This is a genomic window from Microbulbifer marinus, from assembly GCF_900107725.1.
Classification (GTDB): domain Bacteria; phylum Pseudomonadota; class Gammaproteobacteria; order Pseudomonadales; family Cellvibrionaceae; genus Microbulbifer; species Microbulbifer marinus.
The window spans coordinates 1-16,947 of sequence record NZ_FNQO01000001.1 but is presented as its reverse complement, the minus strand read 5'-3'; the positions used below and the strand labels follow the sequence as shown (position 1 = coordinate 16,947).

The 16,947-nt window shown below is 60.0% G+C and carries 15 protein-coding genes, 1 rRNA gene and 1 riboswitch; of the genes, 1 reads left to right on the top strand and 15 read right to left on the bottom strand.

Annotation, left to right across the window (positions count from 1 at the left end; all coding sequences use genetic code 11):
- Positions 1–11: 11 nt before the first annotated feature.
- Together BLW36_RS00080 and BLW36_RS00075 are read right to left on the bottom strand one after the other, a co-directional pair.
- Positions 12–386: a hypothetical protein gene (locus tag BLW36_RS00080; protein WP_091383751.1), complete on the bottom strand. Its 375-nt coding sequence runs from the start codon at positions 384–386 to the stop codon at positions 12–14.
- A 158-nt stretch (positions 387–544) separates the two neighbouring features.
- Positions 545–2,521, bottom strand: coding sequence for an acetoacetate--CoA ligase (locus tag BLW36_RS00075; protein ID WP_091383750.1), 1,977 nt, complete (start codon positions 2,519–2,521; stop codon positions 545–547).
- Positions 2,522–2,727: 206 nt separating this feature from the next.
- On the opposite strand from BLW36_RS00075, the gene BLW36_RS00070 reads away from it, so the two are divergent.
- Entirely contained in the window at positions 2,728–3,621 is an 894-nt protein-coding gene (locus BLW36_RS00070; RefSeq protein ID WP_091383749.1) for a LysR family transcriptional regulator, read from the top strand.
- A gap of 12 nt (positions 3,622–3,633) precedes the next feature.
- Here BLW36_RS00070 and BLW36_RS00065 read toward each other — a convergent pair whose 3' ends face one another.
- The 13 genes from BLW36_RS00065 to rrf all read right to left on the bottom strand — a co-directional run bounded on the left by BLW36_RS00065 (position 3,634) and on the right by rrf (position 16,928).
- Positions 3,634–5,211 (bottom strand): phytoene desaturase family protein, encoded by a 1,578-nt coding sequence (locus BLW36_RS00065; protein ID WP_170833067.1) that lies wholly within the window; start codon positions 5,209–5,211, stop codon positions 3,634–3,636.
- Positions 5,212–5,385: 174 nt separating this feature from the next.
- On the bottom strand, positions 5,386–5,856 hold the full coding sequence (locus BLW36_RS00060) for a Dps family protein (RefSeq protein WP_091383747.1): 471 nt from the start codon (positions 5,854–5,856) through the stop codon (positions 5,386–5,388).
- Between the two features lie 157 nt (positions 5,857–6,013).
- Complete coding sequence (locus tag BLW36_RS00055; protein WP_091383746.1) at positions 6,014–7,033, bottom strand: Vgb family protein; 1,020 nt, start codon at positions 7,031–7,033, stop codon at positions 6,014–6,016.
- A gap of 28 nt (positions 7,034–7,061) precedes the next feature.
- Positions 7,062–7,448 carry a c-type cytochrome gene (locus BLW36_RS00050; RefSeq protein WP_211567107.1) on the bottom strand — a complete coding sequence of 129 codons (387 nt, stop codon included), beginning with the start codon at positions 7,446–7,448 and terminating at the stop codon, positions 7,062–7,064.
- Between the two features lie 5 nt (positions 7,449–7,453).
- A complete protein-coding gene (locus tag BLW36_RS00045) occupies positions 7,454–8,206 on the bottom strand; it encodes a HesA/MoeB/ThiF family protein (RefSeq protein ID WP_091383744.1) in 753 nt (250 codons plus the stop codon).
- A gap of 3 nt (positions 8,207–8,209) precedes the next feature.
- A complete protein-coding gene (thiE, locus tag BLW36_RS00040) occupies positions 8,210–9,748 on the bottom strand; it encodes a thiamine phosphate synthase (RefSeq protein ID WP_091383743.1) in 1,539 nt (512 codons plus the stop codon).
- A 7-nt stretch (positions 9,749–9,755) separates the two neighbouring features.
- Entirely contained in the window at positions 9,756–10,565 is an 810-nt protein-coding gene (locus BLW36_RS00035; RefSeq protein ID WP_091383742.1) for a thiazole synthase, read from the bottom strand.
- 16 nt (positions 10,566–10,581) lie between these two features.
- Positions 10,582–10,782 (bottom strand): sulfur carrier protein ThiS, encoded by a 201-nt coding sequence (gene thiS, locus BLW36_RS00030; protein WP_091383741.1) that lies wholly within the window; start codon positions 10,780–10,782, stop codon positions 10,582–10,584.
- Positions 10,782–11,855 (bottom strand): glycine oxidase ThiO, encoded by a 1,074-nt coding sequence (gene thiO, locus BLW36_RS00025; protein WP_091383740.1) that lies wholly within the window; start codon positions 11,853–11,855, stop codon positions 10,782–10,784. The genes thiS and thiO overlap by 1 nt, the downstream gene beginning before the upstream one ends.
- Positions 11,856–11,940: 85 nt before the next feature.
- The gene (gene thiC / locus BLW36_RS00020) at positions 11,941–13,866 is read right to left on the bottom strand and encodes a phosphomethylpyrimidine synthase ThiC (protein WP_091383738.1); all 1,926 of its coding nucleotides are present in this window, start codon (positions 13,864–13,866) and stop codon (positions 11,941–11,943) included.
- Between the two features lie 157 nt (positions 13,867–14,023).
- Positions 14,024–14,122, bottom strand: a riboswitch (TPP riboswitch).
- Positions 14,123–14,204: 82 nt separating this feature from the next.
- A complete protein-coding gene (gene safD, locus BLW36_RS00015) occupies positions 14,205–15,572 on the bottom strand; it encodes a sulfoacetaldehyde dehydrogenase SafD (protein ID WP_091383736.1) in 1,368 nt (455 codons plus the stop codon).
- A 10-nt stretch (positions 15,573–15,582) separates the two neighbouring features.
- A complete protein-coding gene (locus BLW36_RS00010) occupies positions 15,583–16,335 on the bottom strand; it encodes a sulfite exporter TauE/SafE family protein (RefSeq protein WP_170833066.1) in 753 nt (250 codons plus the stop codon).
- Positions 16,336–16,812: 477 nt separating this feature from the next.
- Positions 16,813–16,928: ribosomal RNA gene (rrf, locus tag BLW36_RS00005) — 5S ribosomal RNA — on the bottom strand.
- Between the last annotated feature and the right edge of the window lie 19 nt (positions 16,929–16,947).

The following is a 16,947-nucleotide window of genomic DNA, read 5'->3' as shown; positions in this document are numbered from 1 at the left end:
CAGATGGAGGCCTAAGGGCGTGGAGCCGACTGCCCCTGCAGTGGGTTACAGTCGCGAATAATCACCCGGCCCTCCAGCAAATTGCCCTTGGAGTACTCGGTGAAAATACATTGGTTGGTCTGCGGATCGTAATTCTCGATCCACAGGTTGTCCTCCTTCCAGGTGGCGCCGATATGGCGATGGCCATCCGGCACCGAAATGCGCATAACGCCGCCGAAGCGCTTTACGAACACCTGTTCGTAGTGGAAGTAGTAAGCCAGCCAGCCGGTCACGAAGAAAATGGCGGCGGCAATGGCGCCCAGCTTGAGACTGCCGAGGCGGCTGCCAACAAAGAGGGATAAAACGACCAGGGCGATCACTGCCGCCCAGTAGAGGTAAGTAACCATGCGTGCTCTTCCGTGACAATTATTAAAGCTTGTGACTGGAAAGGGTAGCGCAGATTGACCGTCAACTAAATGGCGTTTGGATGTTCAGGGGAGGTACCCGGGCGAAACGGAAGTTCGCCCGGGAGGATTGCCGGCAGGCGTAAGGATGTCCGCTAAGGTCAGTCCTCCGCCAGTTCCGGCAGGTTTTCGTAGAGTTTGAGCGCTTCCGGGTTGGCCAGCGCCTCCTGGTTCTTCACCGGCTTGCCGTGCACCACATTGCGCACCGCCAGTTCGACAATTTTGCCGCTGATCGTACGGGGAATATCCGCCACCTGGATCACCTTGGCCGGCACATGGCGCGGCGTCGTATTGGCACGGATGGTGGCGCGGATCTTCTGTATCAGGGCGTCGTCCAGCTCCACCCCCTCGCGCAATACCACGAACAGCACCACCCGCACATCGTCGCGCCAATCCTGCCCAATACAGATACTGTCCAGCACCTCTTCCACTTTCTCGACCTGGCGGTAGATCTCGGCAGTGCCGATGCGCACGCCGCCGGGATTCAGCACCGCATCCGAGCGACCGTAGATGATCACGCCGCCGTGCTCGGTCACCTCCGCATAGTCGCCGTGCGCCCAGACCCCGGGCCAGTTTTCGAAATAGGCGCCGCGGTATTTGGCGCCGTCGTCATCGTTCCAGAAGCCGATCGGCATGCAGGGGAATGACTTGGCGCACACCAGTTCGCCTTTTTCACCGACTACCGCCTGGCCATCGTCGTTCCACACCTCCACAGCCATGCCCAGGCCGCGACACTGCAGCTCGCCGGCGTACACCGGTAAGGTCGGGTTACCCAGCGCGAAGCAGGAGACGATATCGGTACCGCCGGATATCGATGACAGGCAGACGTCTTCCTTAATATCCCGATACACGTAGCGGAAGCCCTCGTGCGCGAGCGGGGAACCGGTGGACAGCACCGCGCGGAGCTTCTCCAGCTTGTGGCTCTCGCGCGGCTTGCGCCCGGACTTTTCCAGCGCGGCGATATATTTGGCGCTGGTGCCGAATACGCTGATGCCCTCTTCGTCGGCCATATCCCACAGGCTCTCCGCCGCCGGATAAAACGGTGAGCCGTCGAACAGTACCAGGGTGGCGCCGCAGGCAAGGCCACTCACCAGCCAGTTCCACATCATCCAGCCGCAGGTGGTGAAATAGAACAGTGTGTCGTCCCGTTTCAGGTCGCAGTGCAGCCGGTGCTCTTTCAGGTGCTGCAGCAGCGTGCCGCCGACGCCGTGCACTATGCACTTGGGCACACCGGTCGTGCCGGACGAATACATGATGTAGAGGGGATGGTTGAATTCCGTCTGGGCAAAGCTGAGCGCCCGCTCAGGAGCCGTGCGCACGAAGTCATCGAGGGTCACCGCCTTGTCCAGCGAGGCAATGGCCGCCCGGGTGTCTTCCGCCGAGCGCGCCACCGGTACCACCACCATTTTTTCGATGGACTCGATACGCGCGACAATCTCCTGCAGGCGCGGCAGCGAGTCGATGGTCTTGCCGTTGTAGAAATAGCCCTCGCAGGCGAACAGCACCTTGGGCTGCACCTGGCCGAAGCGGTCAAACACACCGTTGATACCGAAATCCGGCGAGCAGGAAGTCCAGATGGCACCGATGCTGGTGGTCGCCAGCATGGCCACCACCGTGTCGATGATATTGGGCATAAAGCCGGCGACGCGGTCGCCCTGCTCCACGCCTTCGGCAACGAGTGCCGCGGCGACACGCTCAACCCGGGCGTAGAGTTCGGCATAGCTGAGCTGGCGACGACTGCCGTTCTCCAGGCGCTCCACCAGCGCGACCTTGTCGTCGCGGTAGCGCAGCAGGTTTTCGGCAAAGTTCAGGCGCGCGCCCGGGAACCACTCGGCGCCCGGCATGGTGTCCTTGCCCAGAACCTGTTCACCGCGCTCACTGGCGATCACCTCGGCGTAATCCCACAGATCGCTCCAGAATTGCTCGCGCTGATCCACGGACCACTGATAAAGCTCGGCGTAGTCCGCCAGATTCAGCTGGTGCCGGTCGTTGACCCGGCGGCGGAACTGGTCCATCTGGGTGGCGGCGATGGCCTCGGGGGTGGGCTGCCACAGGGGCTGGGCGTTGTTATTGCTCATCTCGGCTGACCTTGTACTTGGCTGGTACTCGATGGTTATTGTTCTCAATGGTTGACCATTATTCGCGTAAGCGCGATCTGGGCAATAATGCCTTGGTCGGACACTTTAAACTATTTTAAACTTTCTTATATTTATTAAATTTTAGTTAATATAAGCATCTCCGACGAAGTCGGATACTGAACGCCCGACAACTTAGCGGAGCCCCATTGAGCGCCACTATCAAACAATTCCGCGCCTTCGTTGCCGTAGCGCGCACACGCAGCCTCGCGGAGGCCAGCGCCCAGCTGCATATCTCCCAACCGGCGCTATCCGTGGCGATCCGCAACCTGGAGACCGCTGCCGGCGGCCCGCTGTTCAGCCGCGACGGCCGCCAGCTGGTTCTGACCCCGGAGGGGCGCGAGTTTCTCGCCCGCGCCGAACAACTACTGCACAGCTGGGACCAGTCCCTCGACGCGATACAGCAGCGCTTCCGGCTGCAGCGCGGGCAGCTGTCGCTGGCGGTAATTCCGGCCTTTGCCCTCAATCGCCTGCCGGTCCTGCTGGCGGAATTCCACCGTGCACACCCGGAAATCAATATCGCGCTGGAAGATATCGTCATGGAGAGGGTCATGCAGGCGGTCCAGGATGGGCGCGCGGAGCTGGGCATCAGCTTCCGCCCGGACGACCTCGCCGGACTCGATTTCCTGCCGTTCGACCGGGACCGCTTTGTTGCCGTGGTAGCGCCGGATCACCCGCTGGCGCAGAGGAAATCCCTGCGCTGGAGCGACCTGGCCGCAGAGCCCTTTATTTCCATGAACCGCGGATCGGCAGTGCGCCGCTGGACCGACAAGGCCTTCGCCCAGTGCAGTAAACCCGTGCGCAAGCTGTGCGAGGCGAATCAGCTCAGCACCATCGGCCAGCTGGTAAAGGTGGGACTGGGGGTCAGCGCGGTGCCCAGCCTGTGTGAGCCGCAGATGCGCGACCAGGGGCTCAGGTGCCTGCCGCTGACAACGCCGGTGGTGGCGCAGGATGTGGGGGCGCTGGTGAAAGGCCGGGGCGGACTGTCCGCGCCCGCCCGGGCATTTCTCGCCCTGATGGCTCCGGATGCCCTGGAATCCTGAGCCTCTCGCCCGTCAGCGGTCCTTGAGAATTTCCCGCGCGGCGTTGTGCCCGGGCACACCGGTAACGCCACCGCCGGGATGGGTGCCAGAGCCGCAGATATAGAGCCCTGCGACGGGGGTGCGGTAGTCGGCGTGGCCCATGAAGGGTCGATTGCTCCAGAGCTGGTCCAGCCCCAGGGCGCCGTGAAAGATATCGCCGCCCATCAGCCCGAACTTCCGCTCCAGGTCCAGCGGCGAGTGAATCTGCCGGGCAATCACCGCATCTTTGAAATTGGGCGCATAGCGCGTGACCGTGTCGATGATCGCATCTGCCGCCGCTTCGCGGTGTTCATCCCAGCTGGCACCATCGGGCAACTGCGGCGCAAACTGCTGGCAGAACAGGCTCGCCACATGCTGTCCGGCCGGCGCCAGTGAATCGTCGACGGTGGATGGAATCAGAATCTCCACGATGGGCTGCCGCGACCAGCCGAACTGCTTGGCATCCAGATAGGCCTGTTCCAGGTAGTCCATCGTCGGGCCGATCACGATTCCCGACTGGTGGTGTCGCTGCAGCTCCGTGCCCGGGCGGCAGGTGAAATCCGGCAGCTCGGACAGCGCCACATTCATGCGGAAGGTACCGGACCCCACTTTGTAGCCGCGCACGCGACGCTGGAACTCGTCGCTCAGGTGCTGTGCAGCGACCAGCTTGGTGTATAGTAGCTTGGGACCGACGTTGGAAATCACCTTGTCGCCGCTGAGGCGCTCACCATCTGCCAGGCGAACGCCGACGGCCCGCCCGTTCTCGACCAGCACTTCCTCCACCTCGGCATCGGTGCGTACATCCACCCCCAGCCGTTCGGCCTCCTTCAGCATGGCCTGGGTGATGGCGCCCATGCCGCCGATCGCGTGCCCCCAGGCACCCTTCTCACCGTTCACCTCGCCAAACACATGGTGCAGCAAAACGTAGGCAGAGCCCGGCGTACTCGGTGCACCGTAATTACCGACAATGGAATCGAACGCAAACGCGGCTTTCACATGGTCGTTTTCAAACCAGGCGTCCAGCACGTCGGTGGCACTCTTGGTGAACAGGTCCAGCGCGTCGCGCCGCTGGCTCATCGTCAGCTTTTTCGCGCGCAGACCGAAGCTGCCGGCGCGAATCAGGTCGGCCAGCCCGCCACCGACATTGGGCGGTGTACGCAGCAACTCTCCGCGCAATATATCCGCCACATCTTCCAGCATTGCGTAGAATTCCGGCAATGCGGCGGCGTCCGTCGTGGAAAAGCGGGCGATTTCCGCCTGTGTTGCGGCAAAGTCGCGGTGGAATGAAAGGCTCTCGCTGTCGGAGAGCGGGAAAAAATTCGATTGCGGACGCAGTTTCACCCGCAGGCCGTGATCGCGCAGATTCAGGTCGTCGATGATTTTCGGATTCAGCAGGCTGACGGTGTAGCTGGCCACCGAGTTGCGGAAGCCGGGGTGGAACTCTTCGGTGACCGCAGCACCGCCGACAATCGAACGCCGCTCCAGAACTGTGACTTGTTTGCCAGCGCGGGCCAGGTAACAGGCGCAGACCAGGCCGTTGTGGCCGCCGCCGATAATGATGTTGTGGGACATGGGAATTCTTATTATGTACTACTGCTTGACTGCACTGGAGGCAGGTGAAGGCAGTAGAATATAAGCGCCACAGTGTCGAAACAAGTGCTGTATACGGGCGGGGGGATTGCGGGTGAGCGGCGCCGCTATGGCGCCACTCACGCGGGCCGCTCAAGTGTGGCTGGCCCGAAAGGGTTAGCGGGAGGTCGCCCGCAGCATCCAAGCGGTTTTTTCGTGGACCCGCATGCGGTCGGACACCAGCGCCACGGTGGACTCATCGTCCCCTTCCTGAGCCGCCTTGAGTACATCGCGGCAGGTCTTGACTACCTGCTCGTGACCGCGCGTCAGTATCTCCACCATATCTTCCGCGGGTGGAATCTCGACCACTTCCTTGATGGAGCTGAGCTGAGCAAACGCCTGATAGGTACCGGGCGCGGGAACCCCCAGGGTGCGAATCCGTTCGGCGATATCGTCCACCGCCTCTGCCAGCTCCATGTACTGCTCTTCAAACATCAGGTGCAGCTCGCGAAACAGTGGGCCGGTGACATTCCAGTGGAAATTATGAGTCTGCAGGTACAGCGTGTAACTGTCTGCCAGCAGGTGCTTGAGCCCACCGGCAATTTTCTCTCGATCCTTCTCGCCGATACCGATATCAATCTTGCTCATAGATAACCTCATCCTTTTGTTTTACGAAATTTTCTGAAGTCAGAATAACTTCCTGCCAATCACCATAAGTTCACTGCACTGGATTTAAAATTTATTTAGTAAATTGAAAACATTGAAAAAGACTATAGCAAAGGCCACCCGTGCGGTAGCGGGCAGTTTATTGCCCGGGTATTCCCTGCGCCAGAAATCCCGTATCGACACCGAACCAGAAACTGCCGTCCTCGTCGTTGAAGTACATATGCCGTATATTGCCACCGCTCGGCACCTCACTCGCACTGACAAACTTTTCCTGCGCCAGATCAAAAGCCATGATGCGATTGGGGATAATACCGGTGTCCGCGACCCACAGCCGCCGCTTGTCGTCCAGCGCCGTGCCGTAGGGGCGCGGCGACTCGCCGGGGAGCTTCCACTCGGTGAATTTTCCGGACGCCGGCACATAGCGCCCCAGATAACCTCCGGGGTAGTCCACATACCATATATTGCCGGCAGCATCGATCTCCAGCCGGCGCGGGCGGGCGTCGGCGCGCGGTAGCGCTATTTCCGTCACCGCCATGCTCTGCGGATCCACCCAGGCCAGCTTGTTGGTGCCGAATAGCGCTATCCAGGGGCGGTCCTCGGCATCCATCTTGATGCCATAAGGGCGCGCGTCGGGTGTTTCCGGCACCGCCACGCGCACACTGCCACTGCTAATGTCCAGCAGGCCGATACGGTTGCTGTTCTGGGCGGTGAACCAGATATTGCCGACGCTGTTGAACACCAGCGTATGCGGGTCCTTCACGTCGTCCGGCAGCGCAAACTGTTTGATCTCGCCACTGGTCGGATGCAGGCGACCGATATGCGCATTGCGGTTGCCCGCGTACCAGACGCGGTTTCTGCGGTCGACAATCAGATTGTGTGGGTGCGTGCCCGCCGGCAGCGAGAACTGCTTGAAGATGCCGCTGACCGGCGCAAAGCGGCCGATATAGTTGCCGGCCTGACCGCAAAACCACACGTCGCCCTTGCCGTCCACGTGAGGATCCCGCGGCCGTCCCTGCCAGGGTACTCTCCATTCGTTTAGGGACAGTTTGTCCGGCAGGGAAATCTGCTGCGCCACAGCGCCGGCCGCAGAAGACAGTAGAAAAATAGATAGAAAGAAGACGGAAAAAACGAGACGGTACCACTGGGGAAAAGCGCGCATCGGCTGACTCCAGTATTCTGCTGCCTGTTTACTCGGGCTTTGGCTGCTCCGCTGCCATATAACGAATCAAACCGGCAAACTGCGCTTCACTACAATCAAAGCACAGACCGCGCGGCGGCATCGCTTTATAGCCGTTGATCGCGTTAGCCACCAGGGTATCCATGCCCTTTGCCAATCGCGGCGCCCAGGCCGCGCTGTCCCCGGTGCGCGGAGCGCCGTTGACCCCGCCGCCGTGACAACTGTGACAACTGCGCCAGTAAATCTGCTCGATTGCCTCCGCACTCAGCGGATCGGCAACCGCGTCCGCGCTGGTGTCAGCCGCCGTGTGTTGCGCCGGATCATTCGGCGAGCACGCCGCCGTTAATACTGCTGCCAGCATCGCTGCCGGCACTGAAATCGCTTTAGCTGCCTGCATTCTTATTATTCATGGCCACAAACCGGACAGCCATTATTACCCTGCAATTGCAGCGCCCGCAACTCCAGGGTCTCCGCCTCGAACAAGTGTAATTTTCCGCGACTAGCTACAGGCAGCCCCAGCAATATCTTGATACCCTCGAGCGCCTGCATACTGCCAATAACCCCCAGTGCCGGGCCGATTACGCCCGCGGTGGAACAGTTCTGCACTTCGCGCTGCTGCCCCGGCGGAAACAGGCAGGCATAACAGGGGGATTGCTGCGAGGAAAAATCGAAACTGATCAACTGCCCGGAAAATCCCAGTACGGAGGCCATGACCACCGGCCGCTGCACCTCACGGCACACGCGGTTGATGGCATGGCGAATTTCCAGGTTGTCGGTGCAGTCGAGCACGAGATCCACTTCCGGCACCTGGTCCCGCAGCCAGGACTCCTCCGCCATACACGGGTGGGCGTGGACGCGGATCTCCGGGTTGGCAGCGGTCAGTTGCTGCGCAGCCACCTGTGCCTTGGATTTGTCGCGATGATTAGTCTTATAGAGAATCTGCCGTTGCAGATTGGAAATGTCGACCTGATCTCCATCTACCAGATGCAGTTCGCCAATGCCCGCCGCAGCCAGGTAAAGTGCGACGGGACTGCCAAGCCCGCCAAGGCCGACGATCATCACACGCGCCGCCGCCAGTTTTTCCTGCCCCTCCTCACCGACTTGGGGCAACATGATCTGGCGACTATAGCGCTGTAGTTCTTTACGGCTCAGCATGTATCAGTTTTCCAGTATTCGCTTAAACTCGCCGACGGCTGCTGCACAGTCGCCGGCCTTGGTAATGGCACTGACTACGGCAATACTGCCCACGCCGGTGGCCGCCACGGCCGGCGCACGCTCCAGGTTGATACCGCCTATGGCAACCAGCGGATATTCCGGCAGCAGCGCGGCCATTCGCGCTAGCTTTGCCGTGCCCTGCAACTGATCGCGCATGTCTTTGGTGTCGGTGGCAAAAATAGCACCGATGGCCAGGTAGCTGGGGCGGTAGCGGTAGGCGCGCAGTAACTCATAGAAGCCATGAGTGCTGATGCCCAGCTTCAGGCCAGCATTTTTGATCGCATCCAGATCGGCGGACTGCAGATCTTCCTGCCCCAGGTGCACACCATAGGCGCCGCATTCTATCGCGAGTTGCCAGTAGTCGTTGATAAACAGGCGCAGATCGTACTTCTCGCCGACTGTGACGGCCCGTGCTATCTGCTGGCGAAGGTCGCTGCCGGGATTCTTGATACGCAACTGTAGCGTGCGCACGCCCAACTCGGCCAGCTTCTGCAACCACTCCACCGAATCCACCACCGGATAGAGCCCCAGCGAGACAGAGTCGGGCGCGGCAAAACCCTGCACAAAAGAACTGCCGCTTGCCGTCGGCAAATAGTCGTAAGCAGCTGCCCGTTTCTCGCCGGGCAACAGTATCTCGGGAAAATCCTCCAGCTCCGTCGGCCAGCCGCGGTGCCCTACCGGTCCTGCGCCGGCCCCCACCATTCTATCACTGCCGAGGCGCAGGCCACGCTGCACGTAGGCTTTTGCCACGACGCAGGCATCGCGCAACGGATAGCCCAGAGCCAGGCAGGCAGCAGTTGCCGACGACAGGGTGCAGCCAGTACCGTGGTTATTCGCACTGGACACTTTTCGGCCGACAAACCAGTCGCCCCTGTAGCCATCCCACAGAAAATCGGCGATCTCGCCCGCGGCCAGTTCCGCGTGCCCGCCGGTGACCAGCACCGCGTTACAGCCGGCCCCACACAGCTGCTGTGCCGCATCGGCAATCTGCCCGCCACTGTTCACCGGGGCGCGGGCGAGCCATTCCAGTTCGTGCAGGTTGGGCGTTACCAGGTCGCAAAGCGGCAATAACTTTTCGATCACTGCCTCAGCAGTACTGCCCTCGGTGAGCACGGCACCGCTGGAGGCCACCGCGACAGGGTCGTACACGACGGGGACCTTTTCGATCTGCCGCAGCGCACGCAGGAATTCCGCTACCGTATCGACCTGTTCGGCGTTGGCCAGCAGGCCAATCTTGATGGCGGCCGGGAACAGATCCCGCTGCAGTGCCTGCAGTTGCGAAGTGAGTACACCCACCGGTACCGCATTAATGGCTGCCACTTCCATCGTGTTCTGTGCGGTATTGGCGGTGATTGCGGTACAGCCGTGACAGCCGAGATCGGCAAAGGTCAGCAGATCCGCCTGAATGCCCGCGCCACCACCGGAATCGCTGCCCGCGATCGACCAGGCTATTGGCTTGCGGCTGGAAGAATCGTCTTGCATCAATGATCTAGTCCTGCAGAGCCTTGGAGCTGGATTGCTGCCAGAAAGGCATGTCGAGCGTCGGCGTACTGGGGCTGGCGGTCTGGCGCTTCACCATCAGACCGGCGGCATGGGCACTGCGCCCCGCCTCGACGGCCAACCTGAATGACTGCGCCATCACCACCGGATTCTGTGCTTTGGCAATGGCGGTGTTCAGCAGCACGGCATCGAAGCCCATTTCCATTGCCTCCGCCGCCTGCGAAGGGGCTCCGATACCGGCATCGATGATCAGCGGGACATCCGGCAGGCGCTCGCGCAATGTCTGCAGGTTGTATTTGTTCAGCAGTCCCTGACCGGTGCCAATGGGCGCGCCCCAGGGCATCAACACTTCACAGCCGACATCGAGCAGCCTGCGACACACCACCAGGTCGTCGGTGCAATAGGGCAACACCTTGAAACCGCGCTTGACCAGCTCCCGCGCCGCCTCGATCAGCCCGTAGGGGTCCGGCTGCAGATTGTAATCGTCGCCGATCACTTCCAGCTTGAGCCAGTCGGTCTGGAAAATTTCCCGCGACATTTCTGCCAGCGCAATTACTTCCCGCGGCGTCCTGCAGCCGGCAGTATTCGGCAGCAGCTGACAGCCCGACTCGCGGATATAGTCCCAGATCATCTTGCCCTGCTGTTGTTCGGGACTCTGGCGGCGCAGGGAGAGGGTGATGATTTCTGCACCGGATGCCTCGACCGACTCCCGCATAATCGCCGGGGATGGATAGAGAGCGGTGCCGACCAGCAACCGGCTATTGAAATTCTTGCCGTAAAGGTTCAATTGTTCGTTCATTATTAACCGTTTGCTGTCATCCACCGACCACCGGCGCCACCACATCCAGGGCGTCGCCGTCCTTGAGCTCAATGTGCAAATAGTTTTCCCGCGGGACAAAATCCCCATTCAGCGCTACAGCGAAGGTTTCACCACGGTAACCCAGTTGCTGTAGCAGACTTTTGAGGTCATTCGGGCACTCGACACTCTGCGCCTGGCCGTTGACGAAGATCTGCATTAAGCCACCTGTAAAACTTGTTTGGTCACCAGTTTTTCAACCTTTTCCGCGAGCGCCGGCGCCAGCAGATAACCGTGCCGGTGCAGGCCGTTGACGCGTACTAAACCTGGCTCGCTGTGGATATAGGGCATATTGTCCATGGTCGCCGGGCGACAGTGCACGCGGGTCTCCACGATGCGCGCTTCGGCGAATGCCGGGTGCAGCGAATAGAGGGCCGATGAGAGTTCCATCGTCGAGCGCACCGAGATCGGCGACATATCCTCGCTCTCTATTTCCGTCGCCCCGATCACGGTGCGACCGTCGGGGCGCGGCACCGCGTAGAGTTTGTAGCGCGGGTGCAGCAGGCGCACCGGCCGCTGCAGCTCCACCTCGCGGGTCTGCACCACCAGCACTTCGCCGCGTACACCGCGCAGCCCCTGGATTTGCTGTTGCGCACCCAGGCCGCGACAATCGATCACGCAGTCGAATCGCACCCTGCCCTCCTGATGTTCCACCTGGTAACCGCTACAGGACACGGGGGTGCGCTCTCTGAGGGCAACGTCCTGTTGACGCAGGACGCTGAGCAATACCGGCAACAAGCGGCGATTGTTGATATCGCCTTCATCGCGCAGGTAGAGGCCCTGCTCAAAATTTTCCAGCGCCGGCTCAAGTTGTCGCAGCTGTTCGCCATCGAGCGCCTGAACGTGGGCCGAAATATCGTCGTTGAGCTTGCCCTGCAGCTCCCGTTGGAACTGCAACAATTCGCTCTTGTCCTGGGCATGCGCCACCAGCAGACTCCCCGCATGGCGAAATTGCACTTGGCGGCCACTCTGCTGCTCGAGTTGTTCCGCCCAACTTGGCCACAGGGCCAGGCTTTGCACTCCCAACCGATAGATTTCCGCTTCGCTGTGCACCAGCTCCGACAGTGGCGAGATCATACCGGCAGCGGCCCAACAGGCGCCGCCGGGTGTCGACAGATCGCCTGCCTCGTACAGGGTGACATCAAACTGTTGCAACGACAGCCGCCACGCCAGCAGGCGGCCAATCAGGCCGCCGCCGGCGATGGCGACGCTTGGCTTTATTTCGCTAGTCACTGGCACTTTTTCTTAACTTTCCGCTACGAATCCATGAGGGAGCAATATGCTACCGGGCAGCCGGTGGAACTGTCCGGCGGGGACCTTAACCCTTGTGGTAGATCTCACTGCCCATGTCCTTGAACTTGATGGCCATCTCTTCCATGCCCTGTTCCGCTTCCTGCTTCGCCGCCTCCAACTCTGCCGAATAGGCGCGCACGTCCTGGGTAATTTTCATGGAACAGAACTTTGGACCACACATGGAGCAGAAATGCGCAACTTTGCCGGATTCCTTGGGCAGGGTTTCGTCGTGGTAGGCGCGCGCGCGCTCGGGGTCCAGGCCCAGATTGAACTGGTCTTCCCAGCGGAACTCGAAACGCGCTTTGGACAGCGCATCATCACGCTGCTGTGCACGCGGGTGGCCCTTGGCCAGATCCGCCGCATGTGCTGCGATCTTATAGGCCATCAGGCCTTCTTTGACATCCTCCTTGTTAGGTAGGCCCAGATGTTCCTTCGGCGTCACGTAACAAAGCATCGCACACCCATAGGTGCCAATCAGCGCCGCGCCGATACCGGAGGTGATGTGGTCATAGCCGGGCGCAATATCCGTGGTCAACGGCCCGAGCGTGTAGAAAGGCGCGCCGTGACAGTGTCGCAACTGCTCGTCCATGTTCTCTTTGATCTTGTGAATCGCCACATGGCCGGGGCCTTCGATCATCGTCTGCACATCGTGCTGCCAGGCGATCTCGGTCAGTTCGCCGAGGGTGCGCAGCTCACCGAACTGCGCCTCATCGTTGGCGTCGGCAATGGATCCCGGACGCAGCCCGTCGCCGAGACTGAAACTCACATCGTAGGCTTTCATGATTTCGCAGATTTCCTCGAAGTGGGTGTAGAGGAAATTCTCCCGATGATGCGCCAGGCACCACTTGGCCATGATGGAACCGCCGCGTGAGACGATACCGGTCATCCGCTTCGCGGTCAGCGGCACATAGCGCAACAAAACCCCGGCGTGAATGGTGAAATAATCCACTCCCTGCTCCGCCTGCTCGATCAGCGTGTCGCGGAACACCTCCCAGGTGAGTTCCTCGGCGATGCCATCTACCTTCTCCAGCGCCTGGTAAATGGGCACGGTGCCGATCGGTACCGGCGAATTACGCAAAATCCACTCGCGGGTCTCGTGAATATTCGCTCCTGTAGAGAGGTCCATCACCGTGTCCGCGCCCCATTTGGTGGACCAGACCAGCTTCTCCACTTCCTCCTCGATGGAAGAGGTCACTGCCGAGTTACCGATATTGGCGTTCACCTTGCATAGGAAATTGCGGCCGATAATCATCGGCTCCAGCTCCGGGTGATTGATATTGGCCGGGATGATCGCGCGGCCCTCGGCCACTTCGCGACGCACGAACTCCGGTGTGATCTGCTCCGGAATGTAGATACCGTCGCGCGCCTTCTGATAGTGAGAATCCGTCAGCGCATCGACGAGCCGCGCGCGCCCCATGTTCTCGCGAATGGCAATAAATTCCATCTCCGGAGTGATAATGCCGCGGCGCGCATAGTGCATCTGCGACACGTTCTGCCCCGCTCTGGCGCGGCGTGGGGATGGCAGATTTTCGAAGCGGATATGATCCAGCCCCTGATCTGCCATACGCTTCTGGCTGTAAACCGCCTGGCGGGACGTCAATTCCTCGGTATCACCGCGCGCGTTGATCCAGGGCTGGCGTAGCTTGGGCAGTCCCTCGCGGACATTGATCGTGTAGTCGGGATCCGAATAGGGACCGGCGGTATCGTAGATCCGCAGCGGCGCGTTCGGCTCCAGCAGCGGATTGTTTTCGTCGCCACCTACAACGCTGTCGCCGAGACAGATCTCCCGGACCCCTACACGTATGTCCGGTGTCTCGCCCTGCAGATAGATCTTGCGGGAATTCGGAAAGGACTGTGCAGTGAGGTTGTCGAGGAACGACTTGGCGGAGTCACGGCTGGAAGTGCGGAGTGCTTTCGCGGTGCGGCTGGGCTGATCGGTGATATCAGACATGCTAATCCCTGTAGCTTGCGGAAAAATGATGCCGCAGCGCCCAGGGCGGGAAAATAGAGAAAAGTCGCACAATTTCTATAGAGAGTGGGCGCCTCTTAAATCGTAGCGAGCGGACGCCGCTAGGCGCACGCGTAGTAGATTTTAGAGGTGTCCACAGGCGACTTCAGATCTTGTTCCCTACGCGGGGGTTACCCCGATCAGGTTCAACGGATCTCGCGACAGCGATCTCAGCCCACAGGCACTCCGACAAGTTGTGCCGGAGTATAGTCGAGGGTCACCGCTGTGAACAAGAATGTGCCGCGTATCTGTGATGGAATACCTCATTTCGTTCGCGGGTGCTAAATCACCAGGGCCTTCTGGTAGCTCATCTCCCGAATCGCGTAGCGCACCCCTTCCCGGCCGACACCGCTCTCTTTCACCCCGCCGAACGGGAAGTGCTCGGCGCGAAACCCAGGGCCATCGTTGACCGCCAACAAGCCTACTTCGAGCCGATTGAACAGCTGTTTGGCCAGTGCCAAGTTCTGAGTGAAGACACCGGCCTGCAGGCCAAACGGGGAGTTGTTGACCAGCTTCACCAGCTCGTCGACCGTATCGAAGGCACGCAACGGCATGACTGGGCCGAAAGTCTCCTCGGCCACCAGCGCGGCCTCGTCGGGCACATTATCGAGAATGGTTGGCCAGATGATATTGCCTTCACGCCGATTGCCCAGCAGCACCCGTGCACCACCGGCGACGGCGCTGTGGATGCGCTCCTCAACCTCATCCGCTGCCGCAGCGTGAATCAACGGGCCGACAAAGGTATCGTCCTCGGACGGATTCCCGACTTTCAGCTTTTCCGCCGCAGCCACCAGTTTTGCGGCAAACGAATCGAAGACTTCCCGGTGCACAAACAAGCGCTTGGCTGCGGTACAGCGCTGGCCTGCGGTCGCAAAGCGCTGATTGATCGCCGCGTGGACCGCGGCGTCCAGATCGCCATCGGGCATTACGATTAGCGGGTCGTTGCCCCCCAACTCAAACAAGAGCTTCTTGTAGCCGGCCCGCGCCGCAATGGCGTTGGCCGCCGCAGTGCCCCCGGTAAAGTTGACAGCGTGCACCTGCGGGTGTGCGACCGCAAAGCTGGTCGCGTCTATGTCAGGAATCAGCATCTGCAGTACCGATGAATCCATGCCTGCGGCGTAACACAGTTCCACCAACAATTCTGCCGATCGCTTGTTTTGCGGGCCCGGCTTGAACAAGATGGTGTTGCCGGCCGCGAAGGCCGGGCCTATCTTGTGCACCGCAATATTGATCGGAAAGTTGAACGGCGTAATACACAGCACCGTGCCGAGCGGCTTCCACAATACCACGCCAATCTTTTCCCGCTGCGGCGGGAAAGCATCGGAATCCAGCGCCTCCCCACTGATCCCCCGCGCCTCCATCGCACTCGCCAGGGCGGTGTTGTAGGCACGGTCAATTTCCACGCGGCTGTCGCTGATCGTCTTGCCGGTCTCTTCGGTTATCAGCGCGGCCAGTTCCTCTTTTCTTTCCTGTAACAGCTGGGCAAGACGCAACAGAACATTCGAGCGCTCAAAAGCCGGTGTAGCCTGCTGCACCTCCCTGCCCTGCACCAGCTGTGCCAGCGAATTTTCGACCTGTTCACGACTGGCAAAATCATATTCCTCGATCAGGGCCCCGCTGTAGGGATTCAGGATTTGGTAGTCAGCCATTTCATATACCTTACTGTGCGACAACCAGCTGATAGACAAGCCGCAGACCGGCAATCAGCAGGGCTATCCGCATCAATTTGAAAAACACTTCGTTGTTCAGCTTGTTCAACAATGCCACGCCGACCCGGGTGCCGATGACCGCAGCCAGTGTCAGCAACAAAATCAACCCCAAGTGCTCGGAAAAGGCGAAGCCAAGATAGATAAATGCAGGAATCTTCAGCGCGTGGCACCAGGCCTGCATCACTGACTTGTTGGCAACCACTTCCTTGGGGCTCAGGTCTTTTCGCACAAAGAAAGCCGCCAGCAGAGGGTCCACAGCACCGGCCAGAATGCCGAGCGTACCGGTTGCCAGGCCGACCCAGAAATAACTACGCGGTGCCAGGCGAATTTCTGGCAACCTCTTGGGCTTGAATACAGTGTAAAAGATCAGCAGCACCAGTAGCGCCATCGGCAATTGCTGCCAACTCATACTGGCGAGGCCAAGGGTCATGGCCGTGGCACCCAGGGTACAACCAACAAAAAACGGGCCACACAAATCCCAGCGGATGTATTCGCGCACATAGTAAATCCGCGCGAGATTGTTCATCAGCTGCACCGCACCGTGGATTGGCACCAGCATACGCAGCGGAATCGCCGTGTTCAGGGCCGCAAACATCAGCACACCGCCGGCACCGCCGGTAACGGCGGAGATAAATGCACTGACGACACAGACCAACAGCAGTAGCGCCAGTGTCAGACTGGAAATTTCCCCAAGCTCCGCCAAGCCAGACCTCATTACTGTTGGATTTTTATTCAGGGCAGTCTAGCTGGAAGGATTCCGGAGACCTAGTATCCACCGGCCGGTTGGCGGTTAATTTAGGTCATAACAGGCAAGAGCTGCCGGACACCGATTGGGGATGCTCAAACTGGCCTCTTAAAAATAGGCCCATTGTCTAAGGATGAGATGAACAAGACTCAATAGGAAAAGTAATGTCCTGAATCGACATTTGCAGTTAAAGATACGGCACGGGAGAGAAAAAATAGAAGGGGCCACCCATTTGAGTGGTCCTTTCTTTTATTTGAACCGGGCTGGCGCTCCAGCCTGACAAACGGCTACGCCGTTTGGACTGACACAGGCAGCCCGGAGGGGGAGAGCCGTAGGCTCGAATCACCATGACCGTACCGCGCAGCGGTAGGTCATCGGCAGGCTGGAATGAAAAAAGCCCTGACCGCGTTAGCGATCAGGGCTTTTGGAATAGAAGCCTGACGATGACCTACTCTCACATGGGGAAACCCCACACTACCATCGGCGATGTTGCGTTTCACTTCTGAGTTCGGCAAGGGATCAGGTGGTTCCACAACTCTATTGTCGTCAGGCAAACTGGCTTGGGTTGGC